8 protein-coding genes are annotated in these 20,048 nt (G+C 41.4%); 4 read left to right on the forward strand and 4 right to left on the reverse strand.

What is annotated here, in order from left to right; translation table 11 throughout:
• The coding region (locus tag ACM0OY_RS34215) for an Ig-like domain-containing protein (protein WP_414573215.1) at window positions 1–11,613 on the reverse strand (11,613 nt) is incomplete at its 3' end.
• 213 nt (window positions 11,614–11,826) lie between these two features.
• Window positions 11,827–12,564, reverse strand: coding sequence for a hypothetical protein (locus ACM0OY_RS34220; protein WP_414573216.1), 738 nt, complete (start codon window positions 12,562–12,564; stop codon window positions 11,827–11,829).
• A 409-nt stretch (window positions 12,565–12,973) separates the two neighbouring features.
• Here ACM0OY_RS34220 and ACM0OY_RS34225 point away from each other — a divergent pair, with 409 nt between their 5' ends.
• The 4 genes from ACM0OY_RS34225 to ACM0OY_RS34240 all read left to right on the forward strand — a co-directional run bounded on the left by ACM0OY_RS34225 (window position 12,974) and on the right by ACM0OY_RS34240 (window position 19,094).
• On the forward strand, window positions 12,974–13,729 hold the full coding sequence (locus ACM0OY_RS34225; RefSeq protein ID WP_414573217.1) for a peptidylprolyl isomerase: 756 nt from the start codon (window positions 12,974–12,976) through the stop codon (window positions 13,727–13,729).
• The gene (locus ACM0OY_RS34230) at window positions 13,726–16,665 is read left to right on the forward strand and encodes a peptidase domain-containing ABC transporter (protein WP_414573218.1); all 2,940 of its coding nucleotides are present in this window, start codon (window positions 13,726–13,728) and stop codon (window positions 16,663–16,665) included. The genes ACM0OY_RS34225 and ACM0OY_RS34230 overlap by 4 nt, the downstream gene beginning before the upstream one ends.
• Window positions 16,666–16,763: 98 nt before the next feature.
• Window positions 16,764–18,365 (forward strand): HlyD family efflux transporter periplasmic adaptor subunit, encoded by a 1,602-nt coding sequence (locus ACM0OY_RS34235; RefSeq protein WP_414573219.1) that lies wholly within the window; start codon window positions 16,764–16,766, stop codon window positions 18,363–18,365.
• A gap of 102 nt (window positions 18,366–18,467) precedes the next feature.
• A complete protein-coding gene (locus ACM0OY_RS34240; RefSeq protein ID WP_414573220.1) occupies window positions 18,468–19,094 on the forward strand; it encodes a Uma2 family endonuclease in 627 nt (208 codons plus the stop codon).
• Window positions 19,095–19,137: 43 nt separating this feature from the next.
• Here ACM0OY_RS34240 and ACM0OY_RS34245 read toward each other — a convergent pair whose 3' ends face one another.
• Together ACM0OY_RS34245 and ACM0OY_RS34250 are read right to left on the reverse strand one after the other, a co-directional pair.
• Window positions 19,138–19,566: a hypothetical protein gene (locus tag ACM0OY_RS34245; protein WP_414573221.1), complete on the reverse strand. Its 429-nt coding sequence runs from the start codon at window positions 19,564–19,566 to the stop codon at window positions 19,138–19,140.
• A 215-nt stretch (window positions 19,567–19,781) separates the two neighbouring features.
• Complete coding sequence (locus ACM0OY_RS34250) at window positions 19,782–19,943, reverse strand: hypothetical protein (RefSeq protein ID WP_414573222.1); 162 nt, start codon at window positions 19,941–19,943, stop codon at window positions 19,782–19,784.
• Between the last annotated feature and the right edge of the window lie 105 nt (window positions 19,944–20,048).

The raw sequence follows: 20,048 nt of genomic DNA on the forward strand, positions 1-20,048 counted from the left end.
CGCTTCGGTGGTAAATTCTGGCGTGGCAATGTGGAAACTGTAATTTTGATTACTAGCACCATTGCCTTGCATGACTAGGAGGTATTCGCCTGTGGCAGGTAGCGCTAATTCTCGATCTTCATACATATAGCCGGAAGTAATGTTTTGTCCCCCAGTACCATAGAGAAGCCATCGATTAGAAGACCCACTGGGTGGGTTATCAATGTATAAATACTGTCCTGCTGTACCAGTGAAGCGATAGAGGTCAGCGTTTAAACTACTAGTTAAACTGCTAGTGTAGTCTGTATCGAAGTTAATCTCTGTAGCAGCGGCTTTGTCCCAAAGACGGAACTTATAATCACCAGTGGTTGCACTATTTCCATCTATCACTAACTGATAAATACCTGTTTCAGATAGAGTCAACTCGTTAGCAGAACTTCTATCGGTTTGGGCATTCCAACTAGCAACTGCACGTCCAGAGGGACTAATCAACCGCATGGTCAGCCCGGTGACAGTACCATCTAGGGCATCAAAAAACAATTGCTGACCAGCATGACCACTGAAAGTATAAGTATCATTTTCACCGCGCTTACTAATGTTACCGTTGACTATGGTGTTGAGGGTGAGCGCTTCGGTGGTAAATTCTGGCGTGGCAATGTGGAAACTGTAATTTTGATTACTACTACCATTACCTTGCATTACTAGCAAGTATTCACCGGTGGCAGATAGCGCTAATTCCCGATCTTCGTATATATAGGCAGAAGTGATGTTCTGTCCTCCAAGTCCGTAGAGAATCCATTGGTTGGGATGCCCACCTGCTTGGTTATCAATGTATAAATACTGTCCTGTTGTGCCAGTGAAGCGATACAAGTTAGCTTCTAAACCACCAGTCAAAGTACCAGTATAATCTGTATTGAAGTTAATCTCTGTAGCTACGGCTTTATCCCAAAGTCGGAAGCTCACATTAGCAGTGGTCGCTTGAGTATTAGAAAACAGCAAGTAATAAGTGCCTGCTTCGCTGAAAGTAAGTCCACTGTTAAGACCACGGTCACTTTGAGCGCCAATGTTAAAAAGTTCACGTCCACTGGGACTAAACATCCTCAGTGAGACATTGCTGCCGCTTATACCGTCATAGAATAGTTGTTGCCCTACCGTGCCTGTAAATTTATAAGCAGTTGCTGCCAAACCAGGATTTAATGAGATATTAGTAATGCTATTTAAACTTAAGTCGGCAGCAGCACCTAAATCAATAAATGTGTACTTATAGCTACCATTGCCTGCGACTTGTAAAGAATAAGTGCCAGTCCTCTGTAGCTGATATATGCCAGCATCAGCAGAAGCATTGATGTTAAAAACTTGGGTACTGCTGGGGTCAAGGAGTTTTGTGCTAACTCCGTAAGGGTTATTATAAGCAATTTGACTGTCAAAGTAAACAAACGTACCCGCAGAAGCCGTGAAGGTTTGGGTTGTTGGGGTAGCGGTGCTAGTGCCACTATAAATCACCCCTAGACCAGCGTTCGCCACTGCTACGGGAGTAAGATCGTTGACTTGGAAGCTATAGTTGACTGGGCTAGCTGATGAACTGCGTAAAGCCAGGACATAAGTGTCAGTACTAGGTAGTACTACTTCAAAATCGTTACTCGCAGATGTGGAACCCAGCACATTGTTGCCGGGTGCATACAATACCCAGTCAGCGCCTGACACTGCTAGCAAACTGTCGAATTGTAGCCGCTGCCCCTGAGTTCCATTAAATTTATAAAGTCTAACTTCACGAGATGGTAAACTATGACTAATTGCTGTTCCTAGAGTCAGAGATAATGCTTGGCTAAAGTCTGCGACACGGAAGCTGTAACCGCCAGTGTTCTCCCCTGACGCATCTACTACCAAGCGATAAATACCGCTTTCTTGTAAAGTGAAAGGTGCTGCATCGCCGGAAGTCAGACTATGGTTAAGATAAGTTAAACCACTTGGGCTGTAAATATAGATAGTACCAGTAGTACTGCTAGTAATGGAATCAAAGTATAGTCTTTGTCCGGAAGTCCCTGTGAAGGTGTAAACATCTTGTTCGCCTTTTTCAGAAATCTCGCTACTAATGATATTGGGATGCTCATTGCTACCTAAAGAAAGTGCAGTTGTTGTAGTTTCTGGCGTGATAATACGAAACTTATAGTCAACAGGAGTGCCATTGTAGCCTTGAATAGCCAATGTATAAATATCATCACTAGCTAAGCTAATTTCGTAGTCATTAAATCCACGATTATCCAGAACCTGATTTCCAGAGTTATACAATGTCCAGCGGGTATTGGGTGAACTCATTAACGAGTCTATGTAAATTCTCTGTCCGGCATTGCCTGTAAATTGGTACAGTTGAGTTTCTTGTCCTGGGTTGAGCTGTCCAGTAACATCTGTGTCTAGAACGATAGATGTTGCCTGACTGACATCCCTGAAAGTAAAAGTATAATTGTCGGTATATTCTCCACTACCATCAACAACCAGATGGTAAGTGCCTGTTTCAGTCAAGGTAATAGGATGAGCATCTTGGTCGTATAACCAACTACTAAAGACATTAGTACCACTTGGACTGTGAAGATGGGCAATGGTAGTGTAAGCACCACCCCGATTTAAAACATCAAAGTATAGTCTTTGTCCGGCAGTCCCTGTGAAGGTGTAAACATCTTGTTCGCCTTTTTCAGAAATCTCGCTACTAATGATATTGGGATGCTCATTGCTACCTAAAGAAAGTGCAGTTGTTGTAGTTTCTGGCGTGATAATACGAAACTTATAGTCAACAGGAGTGCCATTGTAGCCTTGAATAGCCAATGTATAAATATCATCACTAGCTAAGCTAATTTCGTAGTCATTAAATCCACGATTATCCAGAACCTGATTTCCAGAGTTATACAATGTCCAGCGGGTATTGGGTGAACTCATTAACGAGTCTATGTAAATTCTCTGTCCGGCATTGCCTGTAAATTGGTACAGTTGAGTTTCTTGTCCTGGGTTGAGCTGTCCAGTAACATCTGTGTCTAGAACGATAGATGTTGCCTGACTGACATCCCTGAAAGTAAAAGTATAATTGTCGGTATATTCTCCACTACCATCAACAACCAGATGGTAAGTGCCTGTTTCAGTCAAGGTAATAGGATGAGCATCTTGGTCGTATAACCAACTACTAAAGACATTAGTACCACTTGGACTGTGAAGATGGGCAATGGTAGTGTAAGCACCACCCCGATTTAAAACATCAAAGTATAGTCTTTGTCCGGCAGTCCCTGTGAAGGTGTAAACATCTTGTTCGCCTTTCTCACTAATCACATCAATGATGGTGTGAGAGTTAAAATTACTACCTAATGTTAAGGAGGCAGTATTTATATCTGAGGTAATAATAGTAAACGAATAGTCAACAATGCTAGTAAAAGCTGAATTACCACGAAGTGTCAGGATATACTCACCATCGCCTGGAAGCTCTACTTCCATATCATCAAAATTGCTGTTGGAAGCAACGACTTGATTGCTGGGATTGTAGAGTACCCAGTCCATACTGCCGCCTTTGGTCAGTCGGTCAAAGTAAAGCTTTTGACCTTTATTGCCAATAAAGCGGAATGTATCATCCTCTGTACCTGGGCTGAGGGTACTTGGAATGGTAGTGTCAAAAAGCACAATTGGTAGTAAACCTAAGTCAATGATGCTAAAGCCGTAAGTACCAACCCTATCTGCTTGAGCATCAACCACAACACGGTAGTTACCATATTCGTCTAAAGTCAACAATTGATTCTGATTCCAGCGAAAATCAGCCCCATTAATAACTTTTCTACCACTAGGACTATATACATCAAAGCGCCACTGAGAATAATCGCCAGAATATTGCAGTGGGTCGAAATAAATGCGTTGTCCCTTCATGCCACTGAAGGTAAACTCATCCATTTCACCAGGTATACCAACTCGTCCCAAAATGGTATCGCCTAAGTTTAGTACAGGTGGTGGTGTCCATTCCACTACACCAGTATCGGGATTAACTGTCATACCGTTAGGGCCGAGAATCAGGCTATAGGATAATGGATAATCTTCATCTAGGTCTATGGCATTAGCATCATATTTATACAGTTGATTAATATAAGCGTCCACCACTGGGGTCGAAGTGAAAAGGGGTGGGCGATTTGGTGGAGTGTCAATTACCGATAAGGTATAGTTCTGCTGCGTGACACCACCACGTCCATCACTCACTTCCAAACTAATTATCTGATTACCGATGTTGCTGGTTGTCGTGTTCCAGCTAATCAGCCCTGTGGTGGAGTCAATGGTCATACCATCTGGGGATGCCAGCAGTTTATATGTTAAAGAATCTCCATTGGGGTCACTAGCATTGACATCATAGCTGTAAAACTGACCTCCAATTATTTCTTTGTTGGGCTGAGTTTGAATGACTGGAGCTTGATTTAACTGCGCCAGCACTACCAAATCATAGCTAAACTGCATCCCTTGAGGATTGTAAAATACCAAAGAGCGTTGTTTGGTGGATTCGTTTGGATCGAGTTTTCCACCTGCAACTAAGTTTGAGAAGTTGTAGTAGGGAATACCTTCAGGTGTAAAGCCATCAGGATTGCGTACTACAACAGTCGGGTCGCTGATGTGGTTAACAGCAACTATCATTGGAGCATCAACGCTATAAGAGCCAATGTTATGTATTGCAATGTCTGCATATAGTAAGCGGGTATCTGCATTAAAGCTAGTGCGGTGATAATCTGCACTGAAACTTTGAGATACATCTGTCAAGTTGTTGAAGTTAGGCGATGTCGTAATGTTTGCAGATGGCTGCGTACCAAAACCTGACTGTAAAGGAGGTTGTGTATTAGCTGGTGCAGTTTGCAGAACAAATTCGGTAATGCTGACATTGGTAGTAGTATCACTGTCATTGTTTACCAGACGGAAAATGAGAGTGGCATGACCTGGTTTAACGCCTGTCAAATTCAAGCGCACAGTCTGGTCATTACTGTTATAACTAGCACCCGCGCCCAATGCGACATCTTCCCCTTCTGTCCAGTTAAAGAAAGCATCTCTACCGAATGCTACGGTGTGTACTAGAGAGTTCCCATTAGTATCAACTAATACCACCTCAAAGGCATCGTTAATAGCATCAGGATCGGAAATATCAAAACTCTTATCAATCTTGAAGCTGAGGATAGAAGGTGTTGCTGGAATGACTAGAGGTAGGCTACGAGTTGCTGTAAAGTCAGTTTCTTCAGTCAAACTAATTTGACTACCAAGAATAATATTTTGTGTAGTGCCAAGTCCGCCTGCATCTTCTACCGTAAATGCAATATTAAATAGACCCAGTTGATTTTCATTAGAGGTGCCTGTTAAGGCAGCAGTGCCATCGCCGTTATCGGTAAAGATTAACCAACTGGGAACTCCAGTCGCAGTGATAATGCGGGTATCAGCAGCATCCGGGTCAATGGTAGTGATATTATAAGTATAAGTACTACCAGATTCAATAGTTGTAATAATAGGTGTGCTAGTAAAGCTGGGAGCTTCATTAACATTGGTTACATTAACTGTAATTTCTTGAGTAGTGCTTAGACCTTGAGCGTCAGTGCTGCGAACAACGATAGTATGCTGGCTCTGGTTCTCGTAATTTATAAGTGTATTATTAGCCACTTGTAAAGAATTGCCTACAATCTGGAATCGCCCCTGGGCATCATCTACCAGACTATAAGTATGGCTATCGCTTGTATCGAGGTCGAGACTGCTCAATTCACCAATCACCGTACCATTAGGACTATTTTCAGCAATGTTGTTAGCCGTGAGGTTAATGGCAGTAGGAGCGCTAAAACGGTAGATGGTGGTTGTATAGGTGCGTTGGTTGCCTGCAATATCTGTTGCTTTGAAGGTAAAGGAATTAACGCCTGCGATTAAAGAAACATTAGTAAAGGTAAATTTGCCTGTATTATCAGCGATAACAGTAGTATCTGTTGCTTCCAAGGAGACAGTCACACCAGGGTCAGTTAAACCTGTAAGTTTGACTGTATCGAATTTGGTTTTCTTGTCGCCAACTATGCCTGAATCCGATGTTGCATCTAAATTGAAGACTGGTTGAGTGACAGTAGTATCCAGAGTAAAAGTAAAGCTAAAGGCGTTTGAGGTGTTGCCAAATTCGTCAGATGCGATTAAGCGCAAGGTATGAGCGCCATCTGGCAAGGAACTACCGTATATTGTTTCGAGTTGTGTGCGGTTGAAGCTAAAGCTGCCGTCAGTATTTAGTTGGGCAATAACATCAACAAAGTTGGCAGCGAGGGTGTTGTTAAATCCTGCCTTGAAGCTGACAATTCGACTTATATCGGCTACTGTACCGTTAATTGCTGGGTCAGCAGTAATTTTATCACTGTTGGTGATCCCCCCTGGTGCAGTGTCGTTGCTTAGAACCGCAGCAATTACAGGGGTAGTAGTATCGTTATTAACGTTAACATTATAAGTAATTGTTGTCAGATTACCTGCAATATCATTGGCAATCAATGTTAGTACATGAGTACCATGATTCAGCCCAGTCAAATCTAATTGTTGCTCGAACTCTCCTGTAGCGTCAAAATCAACATTAATTTCCTCAAGGTTGTCAAAGCGATAGCGCAGCGATGCCACTGCGCTTCCCGTACCATTGACACTGCCAGTTAGATTGGCTCCTATTGCAAGTGGTGCAGTATCCACAGGAGTGCCAAGAGTCAGTTGAGGTATTACTTTGTCAATAATTACTTGCAGTGGTGCAGACTCATTGCTGACATTACCTGCAATATCAGTAGCAACCGCCGTGAGATTGTATATACCGTCAGTGAGTTCGCTAGTGACAATTTGCCAAGTACCCGTGCTATCAGCTGTTGCAGTACCTAAAACTTGTCCAGAGTGGAAAAGTTGAACTGTTGCCCCCACCTCAGCGTTACCTGTAATGGTGGGATTGCTAACATTAGTAATATCGTCGCTGTTAGTTACTCCTAGATCGCTATTTGGAATCAGGTCTAGATTCCTAGGTGTAAGTGTGCTGGTATCTAGCGTAAAAGTATATTCAAAGGTAGGTGAAATGTTATCAAATTCATCTTTGGCTACTAAGTATAGGGTGTGTACGCCATCAGTTAAAGTATTACCCAAAATTGTTTCTAGCTGAGTGCGATTGAGAGTAAAGCTGCTATCAGGTTGAATTTGGGCAGTAATATCAACATAGTTCGCAGCAAGTGTATCGTTCAACCCAACTCGCAATTCAACTATGTGGTTAATATCGGTGACAGTACCAACAATTGTCGGATCAAAAGTAGTCCGATCGCTATTGGTATTTCCTCCTTGAGCAGTGTCACGTATTAAGTTCGCGGTAATAATTGGAGCTTCGTAATCGAGATTAACGGTAAGATTATACTGCTGGATAGTAATGTTCCCGGCAATATCTGTTGTAGTAATTGTCAAAACGCGATCGCCGTTGGCAATTCCTGTAAAGTCAAGCTGTTGATCAAAACTACCATCAGGGTTGAAAAATAAAGGTATTGCAGCTTGATTGTCAAAGCTGTAGCTCAAAGCACTAATGCTACTACCCGTACCACTGGTACTGCCAACTAGACGCGCTCCTTGTTTTAATGGCGTTGTATCAACAGGAGTTGTTAAGGCGAGGGTCGGTGCAGTGCTATCAATGGTAATTGTTATTGCCGAGATACTGCTGAGGTTCCCAGCAATGTCAGTAGCAATAGCACTGACATTGTACGTATCGTCAGCTAAGTTATTGGTAGTAATTTGCCATGCACCGTTAGCATCGGCAGTTGCCTGACCGAGAATTTGTCCGCCATTGCTATTGACAAGTTGGACGGTTGCACCAGCTTCAGCGTTACCTGTAATGCCTGAGGATGGGTATTTGGTAATGTTATCAGTACTGCTCGTACCGCTATCGTTACTAGCAGGTAGATCGAGGTTATTTGGTGCAGGTGTTGTTGTATCTAGTGTAAAGGTGAAGTTGTAAACCTCAGTGAGGTTGCCAAATTCATCTTGGGCAAGCAAGTGTAAGGTATGCACGCCATCAGGGATGGAACTGCCGTAAATTGCTGCTAGTTGACTGCGGTCAAAGCTAAAAGTTCCATCGCTATTTAGCTGGCGTAAAACATCAACAAAATTGGCAATAGGAGTATTATCAAAACCTGCTCGGAATTCAACCACACGGCTAGTATCAACAACATTACCGGTAATTGCAGGGTCAAAAGTAATGCGATCGCTGTTAGTTGTGCTACTTGGGGCTGTGTCATTTGTCAAAGCTGCGGTTATTACGGGTGCTGCTTCATCTAGCTGAACAGTGACATTATATTGTGTGGTCAGTAAATTACCAGCTGCATCAATTGCCACAATCGTCAGAACGTGGACACCATTCCCAAGTCCAGTCAAATCTAGTTCCTGGTCAAAAGCCTCCGCAGAATTATAGACAATAGGTATTTCACTTTGGTTATTGAAGCGATAGCTCAAGGAAATTACGCTACTACCTGTACCATTAATCCTCCCAGTGATTTTATCTCCTTGTCGCAGGGGAGTTTGATCAAAGGGTTTATCGAGGGTCAGTTGTGGAAAAACTGTATCAACAGTGATGTCAAGGGATGTCACAGAAGTGTTGGTATTTCCGGCAATGTCAGTAACAGCAGCACTTAAGGAATGTATACCATCGGTCAATGAGGATGTAGTTATTTGCCAAGTCCCATCGGCACTGACAGTAGTTTGTCCGATTTGCTGCCCGTTGTTGAATAATTCTACAGATGCTCCAACTTCGGCAGTGCCAACAATTATGGGAGTCGCATCGTTAGTGAGGCGATCGCTATTATTAAACCCTGAATCGCTAGCTGTTGACAATTTGAGAGTTGGTGCAGGTGTAACAGTATCCAAGGTAAAGGCAACGGCAAATATGCTAGAAGTATTACCGTAGGAATCTGTTACTTGCAAGTACAGTATATGTTGGCCATCTGGTAAAGTTCCGCCATAGATTTGTTCTAATTGCGGGCGGCTAAAGCTAAAACTACCATCAGATTGCCTAGCAGGTAAAACATTGACAAAGTTGGCAACATTTGTATTGTTGAAACCAGCCTGGAAGCTAACAACTTGGTTAACATCGGTGACAGTACCCGTAATGCTGGGATCAAAGGTAATTTTATCAGTATTGGTCGTGTTAGCAGGGGCAGTGTCTTCCACTAAGGTAGCGCTAATCACAGGTGCATCCTGATCAATAACAACTGTGACATTATATTGAACAGTTTTGACATTACCTGCTGTGTCTTTGGCACTAAGGGTTAGAGTGTGCGACCCATTGCTTAGTCCAGTTAAGTCTAAAGATTGGTCAAATACTCCTGTAGCATTAAATGGTACGGGAACTGACGCTAAGTTATCAAAGTGATAACTCAATGCAGTTACAGCAGAACCAGTACCATCGACACGACCAATTAATCTAGCTCCAGGAGTAAGAGGTACGGTATCAACTGGGGTATTTAGCGTTAATAGAGGTAATGTGCTGTCAATAGCGATCGCAATCGGCGCACTCAAGTTGCTGACATTGCCAGCAATGTCAGTGGCCGTAGCAGTGAGATTATAAGTTCCATCTGTAAGGTTGCTAGTAACAATTTGCCATACACCAGTATTATTAGCTATTGCCTGACCAAGGAGTTGCCCATTATTTAAGAGTTGAACAACTGCACCAGCTTCTGCGTTACCTGTAATAGATGGTGTATTTTTATTTGTAATATTATCAATATTACTAGAACCGCTATCATCAATGGCACGTAAGTCTAGATTATTGGGGTCAAGTGTAGTTGTGTCGAGAGTGAATGTCAGATTAAAAGTATCAGAAAGATTGCCATATAAGTCTTTGGCTTGTAAATGCAAAGTGTAAACGCCATCATTCAGCGTGCCACCATTAATAGTTTCCAGTTGAGATCGGGAAAAACTAAAACTGCCATCATTATTGCGCCCTTGCATCACATTTGTGTAGTTGGCAGATAGCGTATTATTCAAGCCAGCACGAAACTCAAGTATAGGATTAGCATCAGTAACAGTTCCGGTAATTGTGGGGTCAAAAGTAATAAAATCTTGATTTGTTTGTCCCAAGAGTGCAGTATCACGAGCTAGAGTAGCGCTAATTATAGGTGGGTTAATATCTGGCATCAATTCAGCGACACCAATCACAGTAGCTTGACCATTAAAGATGATATTGCCCTTGGCACTAATTGAACCGTACAAACTGGAATTGCCGTTGAAGATAAAGTTCTTAACACTTAAGAACAATCCACGGGTATTAGTGGCACCGTTATAGGTGATATCTCCTTGGGAAAATACCTTCAGATTATCGGTAGTATTGATGCTGCTGGTAGCACCGTTAAAAGTAATATTGCCATTAGCGCTACCCGTGGCTAGTAAGGAAGAACCTGCAAATCTCGCACCACCGTTCATGTTAATAGAACCGGAAGCAAACACGGACAAATCACGGGAGAGCAAATTAGACAGGTTAACATTACCGTTATTGGCAATTAAGACAACATTATTAAAGTTGTGACCATTGCCATTGAAATTGATATCTCCTTGCTCAACGGTAATAATATAGTTGTTTAAGCTGACATTAGCAGGAATATTTAGCCCCCCTCCTGTTATTCTCACAACGGTAGGATTATTTGTCGTACCTGGAGGTGGAAACTTCTTCGACCAGTCGCTACTACTATTAAGGGGGTTTTGAGAAATGTTGAAGGTAACAGTGGGTGTCCCCACAGGAATGCGGCGATTGAGTTCGATTTGTTTTATATCTGCATAGGCTGGCACGATTACTGTCTGCTGTGGCACTACTGGTGGAGGAGTTAAGCCAGCATACTTATTGCTAGAACCATTGACAATACTGGTGGTGTAGCCAGAGGCCACTGCCACAGCTTTATCTACCAAAACCAGTTTGCCATTGGCATCTCGAATCGGATTTCTTGCTGCATCTATTTGTACGGGTAGTGTGAGATTGCCATTCATGATGAAGCCTTTGGCTGCATAAATTAAGGCATCATCACTTAAAGAAGTTGGTACACCGTCAAAATCTCCATTGCCGTTGATACTGATAGTGCCTTCGGTACGAATAGCAAAGTTGGGGATAGAAGTCTGACTAGTTGTTGGTGTTGCGCTAGAATTTGTCTGTACTGAAGAATTTTGCTGAGAATTATCTACAATTCCCAGTAGTCCAGCAGTATTTAGCAAGTTCTGTTGAGTAATACGAACTAGTGAGTTGTCTGTAGCATTACCTGTAAGTGAGTCTTTTGCTTTTGTTTTAGCAGAGTTATTATTACTACTAGTGGGGAGTAAAGGAGTGTTGATAAAATTTTGTGTCTGGGAGTCAAAGATATTGCTACTTAATGGGGTGTAGTTAGTAGAATCTTGATTTGAGTTATTATTTTCAGTGCCATTTTCTGATTTTTCCAGTCGTTCTAACTCTGTGTTTATCGGGTCGGAACCACTAGGAGTTCTGAGTGATATTTGCAAAGAAGTTAAGGCAGAATTATCATCTAAAGCTGCACTCAAAGTTGCACTTTCTAGTAAAGATAGTGGTAAGATTCCGCCATTAGTAGAAGATGCACTATTGGTTCCCAAATTTTCAGAGCTACCCATGATTAACCCCAAGAAGTAGTAAATTGTTTACTGTTTTTATTTGATAAAAAAATCCGCCAATTTTGCTCTGGAGTCGATAACGATAAAATACTCTTGACTCAATCTCAATATATAAGGCGATTATCTGCCTGCTCTTATTATTTTGAATAATGGGAAACGAGGAGAAAACCCTCAGTTTATCTCCTCATCGTTAACCTATCTTTTACAAAAATATCAAGCTGCTACACCGACATCCATTGTCAATATATTTGGAACTATAGTTGTATTGTTAGCCACTTCAGCTATAAACTTGGTACTAATAATCTCTTGGTAAGTTGCAAAATCTACTTGCCAATTGTCAATAATTTGATGTAAATTTCCGATACGTTCTGGCACAGCTTCACTCTTTACTTCATAGCTAAAACTACCATTGAACAACACAATAGGAGTGCTGGTTTCATCTGGATTCCGTAATGCTGCTTCACTTACTGTCAGATAGAATGGGCAGCGCTCTAAAGTATAAACTAAGTTTAGTGTCGCTCGTACAGGTGTAGTCCCAACTTCTTGCCAAGCGCCAGGAGACAGTAGCGTTTTGGCTAAATACTGACGGGCTGCATCCTGCTGTTGGTCAAAAGTCATGTAGCTTCTGGGATTAAGACCTACAGCTTCGTATTCTATATTGGGTAGTATTTGAACATATTTTTTGGCAATATTTGCAACTTTGATTTCTGTTGCTGATTTACCTTCAATAGCTTCTATAAATATGACTCGCGTTGGTTCAGCTACTATCATCACACCGTTAGTGAAGGCAACTTGAGATACATTTTGAGTAGATATTGGTTGACGAGCCAATTCCCATTCTGTTGGAACGATACCACTATATTTGAGAAAATCTGGATTTAGGAGTGTAGGGTTATAATTTTTTGCAGCAATAATAATTCCGAACTCTTGGGTGATTAAGCTTTGATTCATGATGCTTTCCTAATAACTGAAAATCAAATACGAAGGCTTTTGCACCAATTGATTCTGACGTAGATTTGAAACCTCTTGGTGCATCATCCATGTACTGGACACGTTTTTTACGGTCACTTGTAACTTTATACTCTCGTTGTTCAGATTTACACCAGCGAATTTATGCCTAAAATTGTTTCAATACTCCTTTAAGTACTAACTAGATTAAGTATATTTTTTTGATAAAGTAGCTAATATATCTAAATAATTTAGTTTTTAAAGGTTTTTCTCAGTATCTCTAAGTGTATGTAACAGCTATCCTTTTGTTAAATATACGTGTACTTATCATTGTCATAAATAGAACCTACAATACATGATGCGGTAGGGAAATTATTTCATAGGTTCCTCTACCCTAACTTTCTAGCACCCTATGGCTCATCTGAAAATTGGCAACCAGATAATTACCCAAGCAGAAATTCCGCATCTGCTGGCTGGCTACCAAATGCTGCCTCAATTGTGCCGTTTGGTGATTATTGAAACAGCGATCGCTGGCTTTGAACTTACTCCATCAGAAAAAATCGGTGTTATTGAGCAATTTTATCAAAACAATCAGCTGACAACACCAGAAGCAAAGGCAAAAGCTTTAAAGCATTACAGCATGAGTCTTGAGCAATTAGAAGCTGTTGCTATACGAGAACTGAAAATTGAGAAGTTAAAGCAAGCCACTTGGGGGACAAAGCTAGAATCTTATTTTTTGCAATGTAAGTCTCAGTTAGACAAAGTAATTTATTCCCTAATCCGCACATCTGATGCCGAAGTTGCCCAAGAACTGTATTTTCGCATCAAGGCAGGAGAACAGACCTTTGCTGACTGTGCCTCAGTGTATTCACAAGGGCAAGAAGCTCAAACAGGAGGAATGTTAGGCCCTGTGACCATAAGTCAACCGCATCCAGCAATAGCACAGAAACTGACCATTTCACAGCCAGGACAGTTATGGCCGCCGATGAAATTGGACGAGTGGTTTGTAATTGTGCGATTAGAAAAGCTAATTCCGGCTCAATTAGATGATGCCATGCGCTCCACACTTCTGAATCATTTGTTTGAGACTTGGTTAGCCGAAGAAATCAGCAAAGCGCAGTTGACCATACATGATGATGCACCTGCTCCAGTTTTAATAACAAGATGATAGAAAGCACTACCACGATTCAAGAATTTCTCGCCAGTATCTACCCATTTAATCAGCTTTCTATAACCAGTGTTGAGGGGATTGCAGCAAAACTTGAACCTTTGCGTTACCGAATGGGGCAAGCTATTTTGGTCAGAGAAACCCTCCCAGCTAGAGTAGCCATTCTTTACCAGGGGCAAGCCCGTTTATTGGGATATGCCCCTGGTGCTTCTGCCCCTGATACCCTGCAACTACTAAAACCAGGATCAATCATCGGTTGGACAAGCTTGCTACGTGGTGTACCGTGTGAAACAGCGATCGCTTCAGTTGAAACTCTTTGTCTAACGCTCAAAGCCTCGGATTTTTTAAGTCTACTAGAACTTGAACCAGCAATAGCCAACGCCTTTCGTAACTATTGCAGCTTAGTTGAAGTTTTTGACCTGTTGGGTGCAGAACTAGAACGTCGAGGTAAGATTCCAGACAATCTTAAAGAACTTGCTACTGCTTCAACAAAACAAGCTACTATCCTTAACTTGCCTCCAGGCACAACACCACTTCAACAATTAGACCCTAATTTACTGTGGTTAGTTAGCAGTAAAGGGTCGAACTATGCTGTGGGATCTTGCCTAAATGCTGGCTCAGATCGAGCTAACATTACTGGAGAAGTTCGCCTAGTTGGTTTTGCCGATCCAACACTCCCAATTCCTGAATCTGACCTTAATATCACCTCATTATCTGAAACTGGAATTTGGGCAAACGCTCCATTCGCCCCAGAGCGCCCAGAACAGGAAGAAGTGGAGCGATCGCAAATCAAATACCCGCATATATCGGGTCGTGGCCCTGTAGATGGAACTCTTGCCTGTTTCCAAATGCTAGCGCAACACAATAAAATGCCATTTCGCCGCGATGTCTTGCGCCGTGCCTTAGTTAGTAACAAAGAGCGCACAGGCAGCATTTCCATTCAATTGTGTGGTGCTTTGGCAGAATTGATGGGACTTACATCTCAACTGGTGAATGTTCCCGCCGTCGCAATATCTAAACTACCCACACCAGTTTTGATTCCTTGGCAAGATAGCTATGCAATTCTTTACAAAGCCACTGAAAAAGAACTAGTTCTTGGCATTCCAGAGCAAGGCATTGTCCGTAAAAAGCCAGCCGATTTTGTTGAAACTTGGGGGGAGGAGGGACAAGTACTTCTGTTGCAACCGACCAAAGAAACTCCTCAAAAGCGATTTGGCTTAAGTTGGTTTTTACCTGCTATTAAAAAGCATCGTACTGTTTTAATTGAAGTATTTATTGCTTCATTATTTGTACAATTATTGGGGCTAGCAAATCCCTTAATTACCCAAGTAATTATTGATAAAGTTATCATTCAAAACGGGATTAATACTCTCAACGTTCTGGGCTTTCTGCTCATAGCAATGGCTATAGTAGAGGGCATTATTACTTGGCTACGTACTAACTTGTTTGTCGATACCACCAACCGGATTGATTTAAGTCTGGGTTCGGAAGTTATCGACCATCTATTACGCTTGCCACTGCGTTATTTTGAAAAGCGCCCTGTTGGGGAAATATCCAGCCGGATCAACGAATTAGAGAATATTCGCTCTTTCCTTACTGGTACTGCCCTGACTGTTGTTCTAGATGCTATCTTCTCTGTTATCTACATTGTAGTAATGATTTTTTATAGCTGGCTGCTAACGATTGTAGCACTAGCAACAGTACCGCTCTTTGCTTTATTAACCTTTATATTTGCACCAATTATTCGTAACCAAACCAGAACTAAAGCCGAACGCAATGCTGAAACTCAATCGTATTTAGTTGAAGTGGTTTCTGGGATTCAAACTGTCAAAGCCCAAAATATTGAACTGAATTCTCGCTGGCAATGGCAATCTCGCTATGGGAAATATATTAGTGCTAGCTTTGAGAATGTTCTAACAAGCAATACTGCTAGTTCTTTATCTAACTTTTTGAATAAACTCTCTAGCTTACTTTTATTATGGGTAGGTGCATATTTAGTATTGCAACAAAAACTAACTTTAGGACAGTTAATTGCTTTTCGTATTATCGCAGGTTATGTCACAAGTCCTTTGTTAAGGTTAATTCAACTGTGGCAAAACTTCCAAGAAACTGCTTTATCACTAGAACGCTTGGCTGATATTCTCGATACTCCCCAGGAAACAGAAATTGCTGGACGTAATAACATCCCGATGCCCGCTATTGTTGGTGCAGTTCAATATGAAAGTGTTACTTTCAGCTTTGCTAAAAGCCCTAACCCCCAACTTAACAACGTTCATCTTGATATTGAAGCTGGTATGTTTGTTGGAGTTGTGGGACAAAGTGGTGCTGGGAAAAGTACATTAACCAAACTCTTACCCCGCCTCTACGAATTAGACTCCGGTCGCATCAAAATTGATGGCTATGACATTAATAAGGTAGAACTCTACTCTCTACGTCAACAAATCGGCATGGTGTTGCAAGACACTTTGTTATTCGATACCACAGTGCAGGAGAACATTGCCCTGACCATGCCTGATGCCACACCATCAGAGATTGTGGAGGCTGCTAAAATTGCTTGCGCCCATGATTTCATTATGAATTTGCCCAATGGTTATGAAACTCGTGTTGGAGAGAGGGGTTCAGCTTTATCTGGTGGACAAAGACAACGAATTGCGATCGCTCGGACTGTACTACAAAACCCACCACTGTTGATTCTAGATGAAGCTACCAGCGCACTTGACTATGCTACTGAACGTCAGGTGTGCTTGAATCTAGCCCAAGTATTTAAGGGGAGGACAGTATTTTTTATTACCCACAGGCTAGGGACAATTCAAAATGCCGATGTGATTTTGATGATGAGCCAAGGACGAATTGCTGAACAGGGGACTCATGCAGAACTTATGGATTTAACAGGGCTTTATTACTGTTTGTACCAACAACAGGAGGCTCAAGTTTGAGCGGATGAGGAAAAGAAAATATTTTGCGAATTAACAATAGCTAAAACTTATCACTAACTACTATTTATAAAAAGCTAATCGCTAACAGCTAAATAATTATGAGTATTAATAATGGCAATAGTAATAATGGAAATGGCAAACACTCAAACAATGGCAATGGCAGTTCTCAAAATCTAGCAATAACTTCTGTTGACCAATTGGAACAGTTATCAACTGAGACATCCGATATTCAGCCAAAACCAGCTAATACTGCCCCACGTTATATCCCTAAGTTTGATCAACCTGTAATTCTTCGACAATCCCGCAAATGGTCACGCGCTATCCTTTGGGGTTTGATGGCTGTTACAACTGGCACAATTATCTGGGCAAACTTTGCCAAAATTGAAGAAGCAGTTTCTGCTAGTGGTAAGTTAGAGCCTACAGGCACAGTTAAAGAAATACAAGCTCCTGTTGGTGGCGTAGTTAAAAAAATCTATGTTGAAGATGGACAGCAGGTTAAACTTGGCGAACATCTTATCGGGCTTGACCCCACTACTGCTAATGCTCAACTCGACTCTTTGAAGAAAATTCGCCTATCTTTACTCAAAGAAAATCAATTTTATCAGTCTCAAATGAGAGGTGGAACTACAATAAGTTCCACCGATTTTCAAGCCACAAATGAAATGCTTGACCTTACCAAAAGTCGGGTTGCTCTAGTTGCAGAGAACCGTTTATATCGTGCCCAACTAGATGGTACAGGTTCTAGTAGTGGACTTTCCATCGAACAAAAAGAACGATTGTTGTCTACTTCTGAAGAATTGAATGCGCGGTTCACTGCTGCAAAACTGGAAGTTGACCAATTAAGTCGTCAACTTAACCAAACCCAAATTAAATTGGTTAGCACAAAAGATACTCTCAAAATGAATCAGGGGATTCTTGACAATATTACCCCCTTAATGAATGATGGGGCGATTTCTAAAATCCAATACTTCAAGCAACAAGAGGAAGTTAGAAACGCTCAATCAGAAATTGACCAGCTTACCCAAGAAGGATTTCGTTTACAATCTGCTATTAACCAAGCACAAGCTAATTTGCAATCGACTGTAGCTATTTCTCGTAAAGATTGGCTCACCCAAATTGCAGATAATAACAAAAAAATTTCTGAGATTGATTCTCAGCTTACTAAAGCCATTGTCGAAAATAATAAGAAAATTGCCGAAAATGATTCTCAGTTGAGCCAAACTCAAATGAATCTTCAATATCAGTCGATCAATTCCCCTGTTTCAGGTACAGTTTTTGAACTTAAGGCACATACACCAGGATTTGTAGTCACATCCAGCGAACCAATTCTCAAAATTGTTCCTGATGATGCTCTGATTGCTAAAGTTTATATCACCAACAAAGATATTGGTTTTGTTAAAGAGGGGATGAAAGTAGATGTCAGAATTGATTCATTTCCTTTTAGTGAGTTTGGCGATGTCAAAGGTAAGCTAGTATGGATTGGCTCTGATGCCTTGCCACCCGATCAGATTTATCCTTTTTACCGATTCCCTGCTAAGGTACGACTAGATCAACAATCAATTTCGATTAATGGGCGTAAAGTACTTCTTCAATCTGGTATGTCTGTCAGTGGTAATATTAAACTACGAGAACGGACTGTAATGAGTATCTTTACTGATATGTTTAGTTCTAGTGTCGAAAGCCTTAAGTTTGTTCGCTAATATAATAACGTGCAAGTCATGTTGCTTTTCTCATGAAATTGGCAATTCTGGCAGTCGTTGCTGATAATAGTTTCAGAGGTAATTATTCAAGAGGTCTGAATTGTGGTCTTTGCTCAAAGCAGTCCCCCAGAAGTAATAACAACTCGCCTCACGTTAGACGAGTATCGGGCTATGGAAGAAACAAACCCCGAACGCCATGAATACCGTAACGGAGAGATTATTACTATGTCGGGAGGTTCGGAATCTCATAGCGCGATTGCCAGCAATTTCTTAATTTACTTAGGGTTTTTATTGAGAGACACGGATTTTCGTTTGTATAATAGCGACTTGCGAGTTTGGATTCCTGAATATCAATGCGGTACTTATACTGATTTGATGGTTGTTAATGGTGAACCAGAGTTTAATAGCAATGTCTACGACAAGCCGCAAGAGCGTCTACGCAATGATGAAATTCTCAATCCAATGCTTATTGTCGAAGTTCTATCGCCCTCGACTGAAGCTTATGACCGAGGGGATAAGTTCAGAAAATATCGCTCGATTGCTAGCTTTTGTGAATATCTGCTTGTAAGCCAAACTGAACCCTACATAGAGCAGTATCATAACTTGGATCGGAACAGTAACGATCGCTGGCTATGGCAAGTTCACTCTCACCTTGAGCGGACAATTATGCTGCACAGTTTAAACGTAGAAATTCCCCTGACTGAAATTTATCGTCGGATTAATTTTTAGTAATCGGCCACGGGGTAATATTTAGACATCTACCTTCTGAATTTCAGAGCGTAAACTCGTCACAAAAAGACGCACTCCCAAGAAAGCTAGAAAAAGTAAACAGCATCCAACCGAAACAAATATGTTTTTGGGTTCGCCAATTGTATCTATCTTCTATCGTCGGGATTGTGTTAGCTTCTACAATTTCTAATCCCCAGTAGCCCAACGCACTGATACCAAACAACATAGTGCTGACGATAGATAATTTAGCGATGACTTTGAAAATGCAATTGCTTAAACTAGGCGGTTTTTGAAAGGATTGCCTGTGACGATGATGGATAGCTAGTTCACTTGGAGCTACAACCAAAACACGTTTTGGTTTTTGTTGAGTGAGTTGGCAGACAACTTGTTTATTATCAGTCATGGATGGGTCAAACCAAAGCCTGTTGGTTGTAACTAGATTAGTTTCAGTAATTATATTGTAAACTTTCATCAGGTATATGTGGTTAAATTTACATAAAAATTCCACATTCAGAAAAGATATTCTAATGGTTAAGCGATGTCATACGAAAAAACCCAGAGGACAAACAAGCAATTAAGCTGAAAGTCAGTTAGAAATATCCCCCAGTGCGGTATAGGCTGGGGGATACACTTAATGAATCCGCATTGCTGTAGTAAATCGGCTGCAATACTTTCCGACAAGCTAATTTACAAATGTCGCCAGAAGTTCTTACTGATAGTCTTAAGACTGACAACTGCCGTTTCTGTTGTTGCTTCAGGGGCATGACCAGCAGCCAGCACAGCAGCTTGTGGTGCAGGTGTCGTTAACTGTAGCGACCTGCAATTATAAATCCCCCGACCTGCAATCATCGCTGTATTGAGCCAGGATTATTTGCAACTATAATTTCAGTTGAGCCAGGATTAAGGTTCTTGTCAGCTTTTGGTGATGATGAAAGGTTACGCGCTTTAAGGCAG

This window comes from Nostoc sp. CCY 9925 (genome assembly GCF_963920935.1).
Taxonomy (GTDB): Bacteria; Cyanobacteriota; Cyanobacteriia; order Cyanobacteriales; family Nostocaceae; genus Nostoc.